Source organism: Streptomyces sp. NPDC046939 (assembly GCF_040644575.1).
In the GTDB taxonomy this organism is placed as follows: Bacteria; Actinomycetota; Actinomycetes; order Streptomycetales; family Streptomycetaceae; genus Streptomyces.
This window is the reverse complement of the sequence record NZ_JBEYWV010000028.1, coordinates 23,872-41,889: the sequence shown is the minus strand read 5'-3', so window position 1 is coordinate 41,889 and position 18,018 is coordinate 23,872. Positions and strand designations below refer to the sequence as shown.

Sequence of the window (18,018 nt, the reverse complement as noted above, 5' to 3'; positions counted from 1 at the left end):
AGGTGCTTGTCGGCCGGGTTACAGGCCCATGTTCTTCGCGATGATCATCTTCATGACCTCGCTGGTGCCGCCGTAGATGCGGTTGACGCGGTTGTCCGCGTACAGGCGGGCGATCGGGTACTCGTTCATGAAGCCGTAGCCGCCGTGGAGCTGGAGGCAGCGGTCGATGACGCGGTGGGCGACCTCGGTGCAGAACAGCTTCGCGGACGCGGCCTCGGCAGCGGTCAGCTCACCGGCGTCGAGCGCTTCGAGAGCGCGGTCGGCGACGGCCTCGGCGGCGTCGACCTCGGCCTGGCAGGCGGCCAGCTCGAACTTGGTGTTCTGGAAGGAGGCGACGGGCTTGCCGAAGACGGTGCGCTCCTGGACGTACTCCTTGGCGAACCGCACGGCGGCCTTGGCCTGCGCGTACGCGCCGTAGGCGATGCCCCAGCGCTCGGAGGCGAGGTTGGTGCCGAGGTAGCCGAAGCCCTTGTTCTCCTCGCCGAGGAGGTCCTCGGCGGGCACCTTGACGTCGACGAACGCCAGCTCGGCGGTGTCGGAGACGCGCAGGCCGAGCTTGTCGAGCTTGCGGCCGATGGAGTAGCCCTCGGACTTGGTGTCGACCGCGAAGAGGGAGATGCCGAAGCGGCGGTCGTCCTCGCGCGGCGCGGAGGTGCGGGCGCAGACGATGACGCGGTCGGCGTGGACGCCGCCGGTGATGAAGGTCTTGGCGCCGTTGAGCACGTAGTGCGTGCCGTCGTCGGAGAGCTTGGCGGTGGTCTTCATGCCCGCGACGTCGGAGCCGGTGCCCGGCTCGGTCATCGCGAGGGCCCACATCTCCTCGCCGGAGACGAACTTCGGCAGGTAGCGCTTCTTCTGCTCGTCGGTGGCGAGCATCTTGATGTAGGGCAGGGCGAGCAGGACGTGGACGCCGGAGCCGCCGAAGGAGACGCCCGCGCGCGCGGTCTCCTCGTACTGGATGGCCTCGAACTTGTGGGTGTCGAGGCCCGCGCCGTCGTACTCCTCCGGCACGTTGATGCCGAACAGGCCGAGTTCGGCCATCTTGCCGTACAGCTCGCGCGGGACGATGCCCTCCTGGAACCACGCGTCGTAGTGCGGGACGACCTCGGCCTCGATGAAGGCGCGCAGGGTCTCCCGGAACGCCTCGTGGTCCTCATTGAAAACGGTACGGCGCACGGAGAACTCTCCCTCTACGACGGTGTCCAGGGCGTGTGTCCCGACAAGACGGGCCATACGCGACTAAGCGCTTGCTCAGAGAAACGTTACCGGCCAGTCACTGGAGCGTCCAGAGATACACATCACTCCGCCGCGGCGGCGAACGCCCCACGCGCCAGCTTGTGCAACATGGCCGCCGTCGCGGCGCGGCCCGGCAGCGAGCCCGGGCGGCTGAGGTGCGGCGTGGAGTTCAGCAGACCGAAGACCGCGTGCACGGCCACGCGCGCGTGGGGCTCCAGAAGGTCCGGGTACACCTTGCGCACCGCGTCCACCCACAGCTCCACGTACTGGCGCTGCAACTGCCGCACCAGCTTGCGGTCGCTGTCGCGCAGCCGGTCCAGCTCCCGGTCGTGCAGGGTGATCAGGTCCCGGTCGTCGAGCGCGAAGTCGATGTGGCCCTCGATGAGCGAGTCGAGCAGCGCCCCGGGCCCGGAGTGCGCCTCGGCGACGCGCCGCTTGCCGCCGGTCAGCAACTGGCCGCTGATCCCGACGAGCAGCTCGGCGAGCATCGCGTCCTTGCCCGCGAAGTGGCGGTACAGGCCGGGGCCGCTGATGCCGACGGCGGCTCCTATCTCGTCGACCCCGACCCCGTGGAACCCACGCTCGGCGAAGAGCCGCGCGGCCTCTTTGAGGATCTGCTCGCGGCGGGTGGGGGCGTCGGTTCTGGTGGCCATGGAACCAATTCTAGACAGGCGAGTTAGCGACCGTTAACCTGACCGCAACAGGTTAACGGTCATTAACGTTTTCGACGGCCCGCCGGTCATACATGCCGAGGGGGTCCGTGACGCTCATTGCTTGATGAGGAGACCGCAGGATGCACGAGGCACCGGAGCTGACGAGCGCGGCGGATCCCGCGTCGGAGGCCTGGAAGGCCAATGAGGCGGCCCACCGGGCGCTCGGCGAGGAGCTGCGCGCCAAGCTCGCCGCGGCCCGGCTCGGCGGCGGCGAGCGGGCCAGGGCGCGGCACACCGCGCGCGGCAAGCTGCTCCCCCGCGACCGCGTGGACGCGCTGCTCGACCCGGGCTCGCCGTTCCTGGAGCTGGCGCCGCTCGCCGCGGACGGGATGTACGAGGGGCAGGCGCCGGCCGCCGGGGTGATCGCCGGGATCGGCCGGGTCGCGGGCCGCGAGTGCGTGATCGTGGCGAACGACGCGACGGTCAAGGGCGGCACGTACTACCCGATGACGGTGAAGAAGCACCTGCGCGCGCAGGAGGTGGCCCTGGAGAACCGGCTGCCCTGCGTGTACCTGGTGGACTCCGGAGGCGCGTTCCTGCCGATGCAGGACGAGGTGTTCCCCGACCGCGAGCACTTCGGGCGGATCTTCTACAACCAGGCGCGGATGTCGGGCGCGGGCATCCCGCAGATCGCGGCGGTCCTCGGCTCGTGCACGGCGGGCGGCGCGTACGTCCCGGCGATGAGCGACGAGGCGGTGATCGTCCGCAACCAGGGCACGATCTTCCTCGGCGGCCCGCCGCTGGTGAAGGCGGCCACGGGTGAGGTGGTGACGGCCGAGGAGCTGGGCGGCGGCGAGGTCCACTCCCGCGTCTCCGGCGTCACCGACCACCTCGCGGAGGACGACGCGCACGCGCTGCGCATCGTCCGCACCATCGCCTCCACGCTCCCCGAGCGCGGCCCGCTGCCATGGTCGGTGAAGGCGCCCGTCGAGCCGAAGGTCGACCCGGCGGGCCTGTACGGCGCGGTGCCGGTCGACTCCCGCACCCCCTACGACGTACGCGAGGTCATCGCGCGCGTGGTCGACGGTTCGCGGTTCGCCGAGTTCAAGGCCGAGTACGGGCAGACGCTCGTCACCGGGTTCGCGCACATCCACGGCCACCCGGTCGGCATCGTCGCCAACAACGGCATCCTGTTCTCCGAGTCCGCCCAGAAGGGCGCCCACTTCATCGAACTGTGCGACCAGCGCGGCATCCCGCTGGTCTTCCTGCAGAACATCTCGGGCTTCATGGTCGGCAAGGACTACGAGGCGGGCGGCATCGCCAAGCACGGCGCCAAGATGGTCACCGCCGTCGCCTGCACGCGCGTGCCGAAGCTGACCGTCGTCATCGGCGGCTCGTACGGCGCGGGCAACTACTCGATGTGCGGCCGCGCCTACTCCCCCCGCTTCCTGTGGATGTGGCCCGGCGCGAAGATCTCCGTGATGGGCGGCGAGCAGGCCGCGTCGGTCCTCGCGACCGTCAAGCGCGACCAGATGGAGGCGCGCGGCGAGGAGTGGTCGGCCGAGGACGAGGAGACGTTCAAGGCCCCGGTCCGCGCCCAGTACGAGACTCAGGGCAGCGCCTACTACGCGACGGCGCGCCTGTGGGACGACGGCGTGATCGACCCACTGGAGACCCGCCAGGTCCTGGGCCTGGCCCTGACCGCCTGTGCCAACGCGCCGCTGCCGGAGAAGTCCGGCGGGTTCGGCGTCTTCCGGATGTGAGGGGAGGGACCCGCATGACGAACATCGACGAGACCGAGACCGCTCTGTTCGACACCGTACTCGTGGCCAACCGTGGCGAGATCGCCGTCCGCGTCATCCGCACACTGCGTGACCTCGGCATCCGCTCGGTCGCGGTGTACAGCGACGCCGACGCCGACGCACGGCACGTGCGCGAGGCGGACGAGGCGGTACGCATCGGCCCGCCCCCGGCGACCGAGAGCTACCTCTCCATCGAGAACCTCATCGAGGCCGCGAGGAAGACCGGCGCGCAGGCCGTGCACCCCGGGTACGGGTTCCTCGCGGAGAACGCCGGGTTCGCGCGCGCCTGCGAGGAGGCGGGCCTTATTTTCATCGGCCCGTCCGCCGACGCGATCGCGCTGATGGGCGACAAGATCCGCGCCAAGGAGACGGTGTCGACGGCCGGGGTGCCGGTGGTCCCGGGCGGCCGCGACCCAGAGCTGGCGGAGGCGGCACGCGCGTTGGGCGCGCCGGTCCTCCTCAAGCCCTCGGCGGGCGGCGGCGGCAAGGGCATGCGGCTGGTCCGCGACCTGTCCACCCTGGACGACGAGATCGCCGCCGCGCGGCGCGAGGCCCGCGCCTCCTTCGGCGACGACACCCTCCTGGTCGAGCGGTGGATCGACCGCCCCCGGCACATCGAGATCCAGGTCCTCGCCGACGCGCACGGCAATGTCGTGCACCTGGGCGAGCGCGAATGCTCGTTGCAGCGCCGCCACCAGAAGATCGTCGAGGAGGCGCCGAGCGTCCTGCTGGACGAGGCCACGCGCGCGGCGATGGGCGCGGCGGCCGTGGAGGCGGCCCGCAGTTGCGGCTACCGGGGCGCGGGCACGGTCGAGTTCATCGTCCCCGGCGAGGACCCGTCCGCGTACTGCTTCATGGAGATGAACACCCGCCTCCAGGTGGAGCACCCGGTCACCGAGCTGATCACCGGCCTCGATCTGGTGGAGTGGCAGATCAGGGTCGCGGCGGGCGAACCGCTCCCCTTCACCCAGGACGACATCACGCTGACCGGCCACGCGGTCGAGGCCCGCCTCTGCGCCGAGGACCCGTCCCGCGGCTTCCTCCCGTCGGGCGGCACGGTCCTCGCCCTGCACGAGCCGACCGGCACCGGCATCCGCACGGACTCGGGCCTCAGCGAAGGCACCGAGGTCACCTCCCTCTACGACCCGATGCTCGCGAAGGTCATCGCCTACGGCCCCGACCGCGCGACGGCCCTGCGCAGGCTGCGCGCCGCGCTGGCCCGCACGGTGACGCTGGGCGTGCCGACGAACGCCGGCTTCCTGCGGCGCCTCCTGGCCCACCCGGACGTGGTCTCGGGCGAGATGGACACGGGCCTGGTGGAGCGCGCGGCGGACACCCTGGTCGACTCGGAGGTCCCTCCCGCCGTCTACGCGGCGGCGGGCGCCCTGCGCCAACAGCGCCTCGCGCCGCCGGAGGGGCCGGGCTGGTCGGACCCGTTCTCCCGCCCCGACGGCTGGCGCCTGGGCGGCGATGCGGCCTGGACGGTCCACCACCTGCGCGTCCCGGGCCACGACCCGGTGGAGGTCCGCGTCCGCGGCGCGGAGATCCTGGTGTCGGGCGCCCCCACCCGACCGGCCCGCCTCACCGCCACCGCCGGCGACTGGCTCGCCCTGGACGGCGACGCCTGGCACGTCCAGGACCACGACCCGGTGGCGGCGAGCCTCACGGGCGCGGGCCCGGGCGGCGCGGGCTCCCTGACGGCCCCGATGCCCGGCACGGTGACGGTGGTGAAGGTGGCGGTCGGCGACGAGGTGACCGCGGGCCAGAGCCTCCTGGTGGTCGAGGCGATGAAGATGGAACACGTCATCGCGTCCCCCCACGCGGGAGTGGTGACGGAGCTGGACGTAACCCCGGGCACGACGGTGGCCATGGACCAAACCCTGGCGGTGGTAGACCCCCTAGGGGCGCGGGGCAGTGCCGATCAGCCGCTCCGCGGCGGGGCGCGACCGGCCACGACGGCGCCGCACCCGCCAGAAACACGAACCTCCCCCAGCGAGGAGGCCCCGGCATGAGGACAACCCCCTCAGGGGCGCGGGGAACTGCGCGACCAGCCACGACGGCGCCGCAGCCGCCTCAGACGAGAACCCCCAACGGCGAGGAGGCACGCCGATGACCCCTGCCCTCCCCATGGTGGCCCCGGCGAAAAACCTCCCCACCCACGTCCGGATCCACGAGGTAGGCCCGAGGGACGGCCTCCAGAACGAGAAGAACCTGGTCCCCACGGAGGTCAAGGCCGAGTTCATCCACCGCCTCGCCGAAGCCGGCCTCACCACCATCGAGGCAACAAGCTTCGTCCACCCCAAGTGGGTCCCCCAACTGGCGGACGCGGAGACCCTGTTCCCCGCCCTCCAGGACCTCGACCCCGAAAAAATCCACCTCCCCGTACTCGTACCGAACGAAAAGGGCCTGACCCGAGCCCTGACCCTCGGTGCGAGCCGCATCGCCGTGTTCGCCAGCGCGACGGAGTCCTTCGCGAAGGCCAACCTGAACCGCACGATCGCCGAGTCCCTGGACATGTTCACCCCGGTGGTGACCCGCGCCAAGGAAGAGGGCGCCCACGTCCGCGGCTACCTCTCGATGTGCTTCGGCGACCCCTGGGAGGGCCCGGTCCCGGTCCCCCAGGTCGTGGCGACGGCGAAGGCCCTCATCGACATGGGCTGCGACGAACTGAGCCTCGGCGACACGATCGGCGTGGCGACACCCGGCCACGTCACCGCCCTGCTGACCGCGCTGAACGAGGCCGGCGTCGCCACACACCACCTCGGCGTCCACTTCCACGACACGTACGGCCAGGCCCTCTCCAACACCCTGGCGGCGCTCCAGCACGGCGTGACCACGGTGGACGCCTCCGCGGGCGGCCTGGGCGGCTGCCCGTACGCGAAGAGCGCCACCGGCAATCTCGCCACCGAGGACCTCGTCTGGATGCTGCGCGGACTCGGCATCGAGACCGGGGTCGACCTCGGCCGCCTCACCGCCACGAGCGCGTGGATGGCCGAACAACTGGGCCGACCGAGCCCGTCCCGCACCGTCCGCGCCCTGACCCACCAGGAGCAGTGAGTACACGATGGACCACCGTCTGAGCCCCGAGCTGGAAGAGCTGCGCCGCACGGTCGAGGCGTTCGCGCACGACGTCGTCGCGCCGAAGATCGGCGACTACTACGAGCGTCATGAGTTCCCGTACGAGATCGTCCGGGAGATGGGCCGCATGGGCCTGTTCGGCCTGCCGTTCCCGGAGGAGTACGGCGGGATGGGCGGCGACTACTTCGCGCTCGGCATCGCCCTGGAGGAGCTGGCCCGCGTCGACTCCTCGGTGGCGATCACCCTGGAGGCGGGTGTCTCGCTCGGCGCGATGCCGCTGCACCTGTTCGGCACGGAGGAGCAGAAGCGGGAGTGGCTGCCGCGCCTGTGCGCGGGCGAGATCCTGGGCGCGTTCGGCCTGACGGAGCCGGACGGCGGTTCGGACGCGGGCGGCACCCGTACGACGGCGGTCCGGGACGGCGACGAGTGGGTGATCAACGGCTCCAAGTGCTTCATCACCAACTCGGGGACGGACATCACGGGCCTGGTCACGGTCACCGCCGTCACGGGCCGGAAGCCGGACGGCCGCCCGCTGATCTCGGCGATCATCGTGCCGTCGGGGACGCCCGGGTTCACGGTCGCGGCCCCGTACTCGAAGGTCGGGTGGAACGCGTCGGACACGCGTGAGCTGTCCTTCTCGGACGTGCGCGTGCCGGTGGCGAACCTGCTCGGTGAGGAGGGCCGTGGGTACGCCCAGTTCCTGCGCATCCTCGACGAGGGCCGCATCGCCATCTCGGCGCTCGCCACCGGCCTCGCGCAGGGCTGTGTGGACGAGTCGGTGAAGTACGCGGCCGAGCGGCACGCGTTCGGCAAGCCGATCGGGACGAACCAGGCGATCCAGTTCAAGCTCGCGGACATGGAGATGCGGGCGCACATGGCCCGGGTCGGCTGGTACGACGCCGCGTCGCGGATGGTCGCCGGGGAGCCGTTCAAGAAGGAGGCGGCGATCGCGAAGCTGTACTCCTCGACGGTGGCGGTGGACAACGCGCGCGAGGCGACGCAGATCCACGGCGGCTACGGCTTCATGAACGAGTACCCGGTGGCCAGGATGTGGCGGGACTCCAAGATCCTGGAGATCGGCGAGGGCACGAGCGAGGTGCAGCGCATGCTGATCGCGCGGGAACTGGGCGTCGCGCAGTAGGGCTTCGCCGGGCCGGGGGCGGGACTGTCGTGGATCACAGACGTGTAGATCACAGACCCCGCCCCCTGGACATGCAGAGAACTTAGGTTAACCTTCCCTCAGTTCTTGAGACCCCGCCCGGCGCCGGTCCGGCACGTCCGAAAGCAGTGCGAGATGCCCAACGCCCGACTGTCCCGCCCCACCCGCCGCGGCATCCTCGCCGCAGGCGGCGCCCTCGGCCTCGGTGTCGCGCTCGCCGCCTGCGGCAGCGACGACGGCGGGAAAGACAGCGGCTCGGGCTCGACGACGAAGGGCAAGTCCGGCCCCTGGTCGTTCAAGGACGACCGCGGCACCACGGTGAAGCTGGACAAGGTCCCGGCGAACATCGTCGCCTTCACCGGCGTCGGCGCCGCCCTGTGGGACTACGGCGTCCAGGTCAAGGGCGTCTTCGGCCCGACGACGACCAAGGGCGGCAAGCCGGACGTGCAGGCCGGCGACATGGACGTCTCCAAGGTGACGGTCCTCGGCAACGCGTGGGGCCAGTTCAACATCGAGAAGTACGCGGGCCTCGCCCCGGACGTGCTGATCACGACGACGTTCGACAGCGCGGGCACCCTGTGGTCCGTCCCCGAGGAGTCCAAGGACAAGATCGCCAAGCTCGCCCCGAGCGTCGCGATCTCCGTCTTCGACCGCCAACTGACGCAGCCCCTTGAGCGCATGTGGGCGCTGGCCGAGTCGCTCGGCGCCGACCTGAAGGCCGACAAGGTCGTCGCGGCGAAGAAGCGGTTCGAGGACGCGGCGGCCCGCCTGCGCAAGGCCGCGAAGGCCCACCCCGACATCAAGGTCCTCGCCGGCTCGGCGAGCCAGGACATCTTCTACGTGTCCGGCACGAACCTCTCCATCGACCTGGAGTACTTCAAGGCGCTCGGCGTGAACTTCGTGGAGCCCACGGAGGCCGCGAAGAAGGCGTCCGGCGGCTGGTTCGAGAACCTGAGCTGGGAGAACGTCGACAAGCACAAGGCCGACATCATCATGATGGACGACCGCAGCCAGACCATCCAGCCGGCCGACATCGACGAGCCGACCTGGAAGCAGCTCCCCGCCGTGAAGGCCGGGCAGGTCATCCCGCGCTCCCCCGAGCCGATCCTGTCCTACGACAAGTGCGCCCCTCTCCTGGAGAACCTGGCCAAGGCCATCGAGACCGCGAAGAAGGTGTCCTGACCCCATGACCGTGACGGCCGAAGCTCCCGCTGTAACCCCTTTCCGATTCTTCGATCTGCGAGTGGTGCGCACCCGGCGCCTCGGCCCGTCACTGCTGAGGGTCACCTTCACCGGGGACGAGCTCGCCGCCTTCCACGGCGGCGGGCGCGACCAGTCCCTCTCGCTGTTCCTGCCGCGGCCGGGTCAGGACGCGCCCATCCTGCCGCCCGTCGAGCCCGGCGACGACGGCCGCGCCTGGCACGCGGCCTACCGGGCGATCCCGGACCACGAGCGCGCGGTCATGCGCTCGTACACGCTGAGCGGCCAGCGGCGCGCGCGGCCGGGGCATGTCGAGGAGATCGACATCGACTTCGTCCTGCACAACGACGGTCCGGCCGCCGCCGGGCCCGCCTGCCGCTGGGCGGAGGGCGCGCGCCCCGGCGACCGCGCCACCGTGCTCGGCCCGGCGGTCGCCGACAACGCGGCGGTGCGCTGCCGCCCGCCGCAGGACTTCGACTCCATCCTCATGTGGGGTGACGAGACGGCGCTGCCCGCCGCGCTCGGCGTCCTCGCCTGGCTGCCGTCGCACGTCTCCGCGCACGTGATCCTGGAGGTCCCGCGCCGCGGTGACGTCCAGCCGATCGTGACCGCCGCCGACGTGACCGTGGAGTGGCTGGTGCGCGAGGAGGGCGCTCCCACGGCGCTCGAAGCCATGCGCAGCGCCCAACTCCCGTCCGCCGCACGCCCGTACGCCTGGCTGGCCGGTGAGTGCGGGACGATGAAGGAGCTGCGCCGCCACCTCGTGCGCGAGCGCGGGTACGACAAGCGGGCGGTGACGTTCGTCGGGTACTGGAAGCGCGGGCTGAGCGAGGACGCGCTGCGGGAGCAGCCGGCCGCCGCCTGAGGCACAACGACACTGCCGAGGTGGCTGTTATCCGGCCACAGTAGGGCAATCCGGTCAAGAACCAGGGGCGGGGTCGCGCACTCAACTTAGGTTAGGCTAACCTAACCACCGAGTTCGCGACCTCGCCCTTTTCGCTGCCCCGCCCGGGATCACCCCGCCCCCACCCGGAGGAACCGTTCATGCGCTCGCACCTGCTCAATGACACGACCGCGGAGCTCTACCGCAGCTCCGTGACCGAGGGAATCGAGCGGGTGGCGGCCAAACTCGCCACCACCGCACGGCCGTTCACGGGCGTCACCCCGGACGCCCTCGCCCCCACTATCGACGCCGTCGACCTGGACCAGCCGCTCCACGACACGATGGCCGTGCTCGACGAGCTGGAGGACGTCTACCTCCGCGACGCCGTCTACTTCCACCACCCCCGCTACCTGGCGCACCTCAACTGCCCGGTCGTGATCCCCGCCGTGGTGGCCGAAGCCGTCCTGTCCGCCGTCAACTCCTCCCTCGACACCTGGGACCAGTCGGCGGGCGGCACGCTCATCGAGCGCAAGCTCATCGACTGGACCGCCGCCCGCATCGGCCTCGGCCCCGCCGCCGACGGCGTCTTCACCTCCGGCGGCTCGCAGTCCAACCTCCAGGCGCTGCTCCTGGCCCGCCAGGAGGCCAAGCCGGGCCCCGAGGGCTGGGAAGGCCCGGCCTCGCTCGCGAAACTGCGGATCTTCGCCTCCGACGTCAGCCACTTCAGCGTGAAGAAGTCCGCGCAGCTCCTCGGCCTCTCCGCCGACGCGGTCGTCTCGATCCCCGTCGACCGCAACAAGCGGATGCAGACCGTGGCGCTCGCCGCCGAGCTGGAGCGCTGCCGCGCCGAGGGCCTCGTCCCCATGGCCGTCGTCGCCACCGCGGGCACCACCGACTTCGGCTCCATCGACCCGCTGCCCGAGATCGCCGAGCTGTGCGCCCAGTACGACACGTGGATGCACGTCGACGCCGCGTACGGCTGCGGGCTGCTCGTCTCGCCGAGGAACCGCGACCGGCTCACCGGCATCGAGCGCGCCGACTCCGTCACCGTCGACTACCACAAGTCCTTCTTCCAGCCGGTGAGTTCGAGCGCGATCCTGGTCCGCGACGGCGCCACCCTGCGCCACGCGACCTACCACGCCGAGTACCTCAACCCGCGCCGTACGGTCGCCGAGCGCATCCCCAACCAGGTCGACAAGTCCCTCCAGACGACCCGCCGCTTCGACGCGCTCAAGCTGTGGATGACGCTGCGCGTCATGGGCGCCGACGGCATCGGCACCCTCTTCGACGAGGTGTGCGACCTCGCCCACGAGGGCTGGAAGCTGCTCGCCGCCGACCCGCGCTTCGACGTCGTCGTGGAGCCGAGCCTGTCCACGCTCGTCTACCGCTACATCCCCGCCGCCGTCACCGACCCCGCGGAGATCGACCGCGCCAACCTCTACGCCCGCAAGGCCCTGTTCGCCTCCGGCGACGCCGTCGTCGCGGGCACCAAGGTGGGCGACCGCCAGTACCTGAAGTTCACCCTGCTCAACCCCGAGACGACCCTCGCCGACATCTCGGCCGTCCTCGACCTCATCGCCGGCCACGCCGAGCAGTACCTGGGAGACACCCTTGACCGCGCTTCCTGAGTCCCGAGACTCCTCCACCGCGTACGACTTCATCGGGATCGGGCTCGGACCGTTCAACCTCGGCCTCGCCTGCCTGACCGAACCCATAGCCGAGCTGAACGGCGTGTTCCTGGAGTCCAAGCCGGACTTCGAGTGGCACTCCGGCATGTTCCTGGAGGGCGCCCACCTCCAGACCCCGTTCATGTCGGACCTCGTCACGCTCGCCGACCCGACCTCCCCGTACTCGTTCCTCAACTACTTGAAGGAGCAGGGGCGGCTCTACTCGTTCTACATCCGTGAGAACTTCTATCCGCTGCGCGTCGAGTACAACGACTACTGCCGCTGGGCCGCCGCCAAGGTCTCGTCCATCCGCTTCAACACGACGGTCACCTCCGTCACGTACGACGAGGGCGACGGCCTCTACACCGCCACCACCGAGAGCGGCGCCACCTATCGCGCCCCGCACCTGGTCCTCGGCACCGGCACCCCGCCGCACATCCCCGAGGCCGTCCAGGGCCTCGGCGGCGACCACCTGCACAACTCCCGCTACCTCCAGCACAAGGAGGAGCTGCAGAAGAAGGAGTCGATCACGCTGATCGGCAGCGGCCAGTCCGCCGCCGAGATCTACTACGACCTGCTCAACGAGATCGACGTCCACGGCTACCGCCTGAACTGGGTCACGCGCTCCCCGCGCTTCTTCCCGCTCGAATACACCAAGCTGACCCTTGAGATGACGTCCCCGGACTACATCGACTACTTCCACGCGTTGCCGGAGACCACCCGGTATGCCCTGGAGGAGCGGCAGAAGGGTCTGTTCAAGGGCATCGACGGCGAGCTGATCGACGCCATCTTCGACCTGCTGTACCAGAAGAAGCTCAGCGGCCCGGTGCCGACGCGTCTGCTCACCAACTCCGCTCTGGTCAGCGCGCGTTACGAGGACGGCACGTACACCCTCGGCCTGCACCAGGAGGAGCAGGACAAGACGTACGAGCTGCGGACCGAGGGCCTGATCCTCGCCACCGGCTACAAGTACCAGGTCCCGGCGTTCCTGGAGCCGGTCAAGGACCGCATCCGGTTCGACGGGCGGGGGCGCTTCGACGTCGCCCGCAACTACGCCATCGACACCACCGGGCGCGGCATCTTCCTGCAGAACGCGGGCGTGCACACGCACAGCATCACCAGCCCCGACCTGGGCATGGGTGCCTACCGCAACAGCTACATCATCGGCGAGCTGCTCGGCACCGAGTACTACCCCGTCGAGAAGACCATCGCCTTCCAGGAGTTCTCCGTATGACCTTCGAGATACGCCCCCTCGACCCGACCAAGGACGCCGAACTCGTCCACGCATGGGTCACTCACCCCAAGGCGTCGTTCTGGCTGATGGGGAACGCCTCGCTGACGGACGTCGAGCGCGAGTACATGTCCATCGCCGCCGCCGAGCACCAGGACGCGTTCATCGGCGAGCGGGACGGCGTCCCCGTCTTCCTGATGGAGCGCTACGACCCCCGCCACGTGGAGCTGGTCGGCCTGTACGAGCCCGAGCCCGGCGACATCGGCATGCACTTCCTCGTCGCGCCGACCGACACCCCGGAGCACGGCTTCACGCGCGCCGTGATCACCGCGGTCATGAAATACCTGTTCGAGGACCCGGAGGTGGCACGCGTCGTCGTCGAGCCCGACGTGCGCAACAAGGCGGTGCACGCGCTCAACGAGGCCGTCGGCTTCGTCCCGGACCGGGAGATCGACAAGCCGGAGAAGAAGGCGCTGCTCAGCTTCTGCACGCGCGCCCAGTTCGAGGCAGCCACCGCCGAGGGGGCCCGCGCATGACCCTCGCCGAAGCCGTCTCCCACCTCTCCCCCGAACGCTGGGCCGAGGCCAACCGCCTCCTGATCCGCAAGGCGCTCGCCGAGTTCACCCACGAGCGGCTCCTCACCCCGGAGCCCCTGGGCGACGCCGGCCGGTACGTCGTCCGCAGCGACGACGGCAACACCCGCTACGAGTTCAGCGCCCGCCGACTGCGCCTGGACCACTGGCAGATCCCCGCCGACTCGATCACCCGCCACCGCGACGGCGCCGAACTCCCCCTCCAGGCGCTGGAGTTCTTCACCGAGCTGAAGGGCGCGCTCGGCCTGTCCGACGCGATCCTGCCGGTCTACCTGGAGGAGATCTCCTCCACCCTCTCCGGCACCTGCTACAAGCTGACCAAGCCCGACGTCACCGCCGCCGAGCTGGCCGCCTCCGGGTCCTTCCAGGACATCGAGACGGGCATGACCGAGGGCCACCCCTGCTTCGTCGCCAACAACGGCCGCCTCGGCTTCGGCATCCACGAGTACCTGTCGTACGCGCCGGAGACCGCGAGCCCCGTGCGGCTGATCTGGCTGGCGGCGACGCGCGAGCGGGCCGCCTTCACCTCGGGCGTCGGCGTCGACTACGAGTCTCTGCTCCGCGCCGAACTGGGCCAGGCCACCCTCGACCGCTTCGACGCCACCCTGCGCGACCAGGGCCTCGACCCGGCCGACTACCTGCTCATCCCCGTCCACCCCTGGCAGTGGTGGAACAAGCTGTCCGTCACCTTCGCCGCCGAGGTCGCCCAGCGCCGCCTCGTGCTCCTCGGCGAGGGCGACGACGAGTACCTGGCGCAGCAGTCCATCCGTACGTTCTTCAACTCGACCTCCCCCGAGAAGCACTACGTGAAGACGGCCCTGTCCGTCATCAACATGGGGTTCATGCGCGGCCTGTCGGCGGCGTACATGGAGGCGACGCCCGCCATCAACGACTGGCTGGCCGGGATCATCGAGAGCGACGAGGTCCTCAAGGGCACGGGCCTGACGATCATCCGCGAGCGCGCGGCCGTCGGCTACCGCCACCTGGAGTACGAGGCCGCCACCGACCGCTACTCGCCCTACCGCAAGATGCTGGCCGCCCTGTGGCGCGAGTCCCCGGTGCCGTCCCTCGCCGACGGCGAGCGCCTCGCGACCATGGCCTCGCTGCTGCACGTGGACCGTGCGGGCCGCTCCTTCGCGGGCGCCCTGATCGAGCGCTCGGGCCTGACGCCGCGCGAGTGGCTGAGGCCCTACCTCCACGCGTACCTGACGCCGCTGCTCCACAGCTTCTACGCCTATGACCTGGTGTTCATGCCGCACGGCGAGAACACCATCCTCGTCCTGGACGAGCGGGGCGTGGTCAAGCGCGCGGTGTGCAAGGACATCGCCGAGGAGATCGCGGTGATGGACACGGACGCGGTGCTCCCGCCGAAGGTGGACCGCATCCGCGTCGACGTCCCCGAGGACATGAAGCTGCTCTCGATCTTCACGGACGTCTTCGACTGCTTCTTCCGCTTCCTCGCGGCGAACCTGGTCGAGGACGGCGTCCTGGACGAGGACACGTTCTGGGCGGCGGTCGCCGACTGCGTCCGCGACTACCAGGAGTCCGCGCCGCACCTGGCGGACAAGTTCAAGCAGTACGACATGTTCGCGCCGACGTTCGCGCTGTCGGCCCTCAACCGGCTGCAACTGCGCAACAACCAGCAGATGGTCGACCTGGCGGACCCGTCGGGCGCGCTCCAGCTGGTCGGCGAGCTGGAGAACCCGATCGCGTAACGCGGCTCCGAAGACCGAAAGGGGCTCGGGAGACGGTCCTCCCGGGCCCCTTTCACACGAATGTCAGCCGGCCGGCCACGGCACCTGCGGCGACTTGTAGTACCCGATACCGAGAGCGTCCCAGCGCGGCGCCTGCGCGGCGAGCCGCACCTTGTACGTGTCCCAGTCGTGCGTGGCCGCGGGCGACCAACCCAGCTCCGCGACCCCGGGCAGGCGCGGGAACGCCATGTAGTCGAGGTGTGCGGACGTCGACAGGGTCTCCGACCACAGCGGCGCCTCGACGCCCTTCACGGCCTCACTCGGCGCGCCGGGCAGATAGGTGCCGGGGTCCCAGTCGTAGGACCGCCGCACCTCCACGTACCCCGCCCAGGACAGGCCGAGCGGTGTGTCCTTGGTGTACTTCATGTCGAGGTACGTGCGGTCGGCGGGCGAGATGATGAGCCCGGTCCCGTTCTTCGCGGCCTCGGCGACCCGCGCCTTCTCCGCAGCGCCGGTCCCTTCCGTGCCCCAGTACTGCGCGAGCGCGCCCTTGGCCGGCGTGGCCTCGGTGAGCTGGTGCCAGCCGACCACCGTCTTGCCGTACTTGGCGACGATGGGCTGCACCTTGTTCATAAAGGCGACGTAGTCCTCGTGGCTGGTGGAGTGGGCCTCGTCGCCGCCGATGTGGAGGTAGCGGCCGGGTGTGAGCGCCGCGACCTCCCGCACCACGTCGTCCACGAACTTGTACGTGATGTCCTTGTTGACACACAGCGAGCTGAAGCCGACCTCGGTGCCGGTGTAGAGCGGGGGCGCGACGCCGTCGCAGTTCAGCTCGGCGTAGGAGGCGAGCGCCGCGTTCGTGTGGCTCGGCATGTCTATCTCGGGCACGACCTCCAGATAGCGCGAGGCCGCGTACCGGACGATCTCCTTGTACTGGGCCTTCGTGTAGTAGCCGCCCGCGCCGCCGCCGACCTGCGTCGATCCGCCGTACGTGGCGAGGCGCGGCCAGGAGTCGATCGCGAGGCGCCAGCCCTGGTCGTCGCTGAGGTGCAGGTGCAGCTTGTTGACCTTGTAGAGCGCGAGTTCGTCGATGTACCGCTTGACCTGGCCGACGGTGAAGAAGTGGCGGGACACGTCGAGGTGGGCGCCGCGCCACGCGTAGCGCGGCGTGTCCTCGATGGTGCCGCCCGCGACCAGCCACGGCCCCGCCTGCCTGCTGTCCGCCTCGACCTTCGCGGGCAGTTGCTGGCGCAGGGTCTGGACGCCGTGGAAGAGCCCGGCGGCCTCCCGCGCGACGACGGTGACGGACCGGCCATCACTGGTCAGCCGGTACCCCTCCGCCCCCAGCTCGCCGTCCTTGCGGTGCAGTTCGAGCCGGATGCCGTCGCGTCCCTCGGCGTCGGTGACGGGCAGCTTGTAGCCGGTGGAGGGGCGCAGGACCCCGGCGAGGTAGTCGCCGATCCGGCGCGCCTCGCGCGAGCCGTCCTCGACGCGGATCCGGGTCGCGGCGGTGATCCGGTACGCGGACCCGCCCGCGGTCGCCTTCGCGGGCGCGGGCACGATCTGCCCGAGCGGGGTCGCGGCGGCGGGCGCGGAGGCGGTGGGAGAGGCGGCGGCCGGGACCGCGCCGAGCGCGCCCGCTCCGGCGGCGACGAGAAGGAGCGATCCGAGCAAGGCCGCGGCGGGCCTGGGAAGCGATCTGTGGTGCGTCCTCACGAACGGTCCCTTCGACGGTGGTCGTTGCGGAGTAGTTCGTCGTACGAGCGTGCGTGCGCGTGTACGTGCGCAGGTGCAACCGATCGGTCACCATCCGTACCCCCCGCCCCGCGACCGGTCAAGGTGCAGACCTTTCCCCGGGGGCCTGCTGCCAGAATTGCCCCATGGCGGAAATCATCCAGCGCGACGGCACGTGGACGTTCGACGGCGAGGCCCTGCGCCTCACCCCGGGACGCGACAAGAACGTCGGTCTGCTCCGCAAGACGCTGGGCGAACTCGTCGTCCCCCTGGAGGCGTTGGCCGGGATCTCCTTCGAGCACGGCAAGAAGACGGGCCGCCTGCGGCTGCGGCTGCGCGACGGCGCCGACCCGCTGCTCCAGGCCTCGGGCGGCAAGCTGACGGACGGCTCGGACCCGTACCAGCTCACGGTCGAGGCGGACCGGTACGGGGTCGCCGAGTACCTGGTGGACGAGGTGCGCAACGCGCTGCTGCTCGAACAGGTGCCGTCGACCCCGTGCACCGCCTATGTGCTGCCGGGCCCGGCCGTGCCGCTCTCCGTCTCCGCCGGGGACGGCACGGCGAGCTTCGACGGGGAGCACATACGCCTGGAGTGGAACTGGAAGACGGAGGACGCCAAGGCCGCCGCTGGGACGCGGCTGCTCGCCCTCGGGGACATCGCGGCCGTGGAGTGGCAGCCGGCCGTGGGCCTGGAGAACGGCTGTCTGCGCTTCGTCGTCCGGTCGTCGCCGACGAAGGCGCCGCCGAAGTACGACCCGAACTCCATCGAGCTGTGGGGGTTCAAGAAGGACCCGCTGATGGCGCTGGTCGCGGCGGCCGTCCAGGCCCGCCTCCCGCACCCGGCCGCACCGGTCGCCGCCCCGGCCGTGTCGAAGGAGCTGACGCCGCCCCCGGCGCCGCAGCCCGCCGCGCCCGCCGAGGACGACCATGACGCGCTGCTGCGGCGCCTGCGCGAGCTGGGTGAGCTGCACCGGGCCGGGGTGCTGACGGACGAGGAGTTCACGGCGGCGAAGCAAGCGGTGTTGAAGCGGCTGTAGCACACGACACGGGGCTCTGCCCCGGACCCCGCTCCTCAAACTCCCCCAGCT

Annotated in this window: 14 protein-coding genes; 11 read left to right on the top strand and 3 right to left on the bottom strand. The window is 70.6% G+C overall.

Annotated features, from left to right (window positions below):
- Positions 1 to 18: 18 nt before the first annotated feature.
- Both ABZ877_RS27790 and ABZ877_RS27785 read right to left on the bottom strand, forming a co-directional pair.
- A complete protein-coding gene (locus ABZ877_RS27790) occupies positions 19 to 1,176 on the bottom strand; it encodes an acyl-CoA dehydrogenase family protein (RefSeq protein WP_361076082.1) in 1,158 nt (385 codons plus the stop codon).
- Between the two features lie 122 nt (positions 1,177 to 1,298).
- A complete protein-coding gene (locus ABZ877_RS27785) occupies positions 1,299 to 1,889 on the bottom strand; it encodes a TetR/AcrR family transcriptional regulator (protein ID WP_361076079.1) in 591 nt (196 codons plus the stop codon).
- Positions 1,890 to 2,029: 140 nt separating this feature from the next.
- On the opposite strand from ABZ877_RS27785, the gene ABZ877_RS27780 reads away from it, so the two are divergent.
- The 10 genes from ABZ877_RS27780 (at position 2,030) to ABZ877_RS27735 (ending at position 15,217) form a co-directional block, all read left to right on the top strand.
- Positions 2,030 to 3,652 carry a carboxyl transferase domain-containing protein gene (locus ABZ877_RS27780; RefSeq protein WP_361076076.1) on the top strand — a complete coding sequence of 541 codons (1,623 nt, stop codon included), beginning with the start codon at positions 2,030 to 2,032 and terminating at the stop codon, positions 3,650 to 3,652.
- A gap of 44 nt (positions 3,653 to 3,696) precedes the next feature.
- Positions 3,697 to 5,703 (top strand): biotin carboxylase N-terminal domain-containing protein, encoded by a 2,007-nt coding sequence (locus tag ABZ877_RS27775; protein ID WP_361076279.1) that lies wholly within the window; start codon positions 3,697 to 3,699, stop codon positions 5,701 to 5,703.
- A gap of 97 nt (positions 5,704 to 5,800) precedes the next feature.
- Positions 5,801 to 6,748: a hydroxymethylglutaryl-CoA lyase gene (locus ABZ877_RS27770; protein WP_361076073.1), complete on the top strand. Its 948-nt coding sequence runs from the start codon at positions 5,801 to 5,803 to the stop codon at positions 6,746 to 6,748.
- Positions 6,749 to 6,755: 7 nt separating this feature from the next.
- Positions 6,756 to 7,910 carry an acyl-CoA dehydrogenase family protein gene (locus ABZ877_RS27765; protein ID WP_361076070.1) on the top strand — a complete coding sequence of 385 codons (1,155 nt, stop codon included), beginning with the start codon at positions 6,756 to 6,758 and terminating at the stop codon, positions 7,908 to 7,910.
- Positions 7,911 to 8,063: 153 nt separating this feature from the next.
- Positions 8,064 to 9,110: an ABC transporter substrate-binding protein gene (locus tag ABZ877_RS27760; RefSeq protein WP_361076067.1), complete on the top strand. Its 1,047-nt coding sequence runs from the start codon at positions 8,064 to 8,066 to the stop codon at positions 9,108 to 9,110.
- A 4-nt stretch (positions 9,111 to 9,114) separates the two neighbouring features.
- Positions 9,115 to 9,993 (top strand): siderophore-interacting protein, encoded by an 879-nt coding sequence (locus ABZ877_RS27755; protein WP_361076064.1) that lies wholly within the window; start codon positions 9,115 to 9,117, stop codon positions 9,991 to 9,993.
- Between the two features lie 179 nt (positions 9,994 to 10,172).
- Positions 10,173 to 11,639, top strand: coding sequence for a lysine decarboxylase DesA (gene desA, locus ABZ877_RS27750; protein WP_361076061.1), 1,467 nt, complete (start codon positions 10,173 to 10,175; stop codon positions 11,637 to 11,639).
- Positions 11,623 to 12,912: a lysine N(6)-hydroxylase/L-ornithine N(5)-oxygenase family protein gene (locus tag ABZ877_RS27745; RefSeq protein WP_361076059.1), complete on the top strand. Its 1,290-nt coding sequence runs from the start codon at positions 11,623 to 11,625 to the stop codon at positions 12,910 to 12,912. The genes desA and ABZ877_RS27745 overlap by 17 nt, the downstream gene beginning before the upstream one ends.
- Positions 12,909 to 13,445, top strand: a complete 537-nt coding sequence (locus tag ABZ877_RS27740) for a GNAT family N-acetyltransferase (protein ID WP_361076056.1) — start codon at positions 12,909 to 12,911, stop codon at positions 13,443 to 13,445. The genes ABZ877_RS27745 and ABZ877_RS27740 overlap by 4 nt, the downstream gene beginning before the upstream one ends.
- Positions 13,442 to 15,217: an IucA/IucC family siderophore biosynthesis protein gene (locus ABZ877_RS27735; protein WP_361076053.1), complete on the top strand. Its 1,776-nt coding sequence runs from the start codon at positions 13,442 to 13,444 to the stop codon at positions 15,215 to 15,217. The genes ABZ877_RS27740 and ABZ877_RS27735 overlap by 4 nt, the downstream gene beginning before the upstream one ends.
- A gap of 63 nt (positions 15,218 to 15,280) precedes the next feature.
- On the opposite strand, the gene ABZ877_RS27730 is transcribed toward ABZ877_RS27735, so the two are convergent.
- Complete coding sequence (locus ABZ877_RS27730) at positions 15,281 to 16,912, bottom strand: beta-N-acetylhexosaminidase (protein WP_361076050.1); 1,632 nt, start codon at positions 16,910 to 16,912, stop codon at positions 15,281 to 15,283.
- 164 nt (positions 16,913 to 17,076) lie between these two features.
- Between ABZ877_RS27730 and ABZ877_RS27725 the strand changes: the two genes are divergently transcribed.
- Positions 17,077 to 17,967, top strand: a complete 891-nt coding sequence (locus ABZ877_RS27725) for a DUF4429 domain-containing protein (RefSeq protein ID WP_361076047.1) — start codon at positions 17,077 to 17,079, stop codon at positions 17,965 to 17,967.
- Positions 17,968 to 18,018 lie beyond the last annotated feature (51 nt).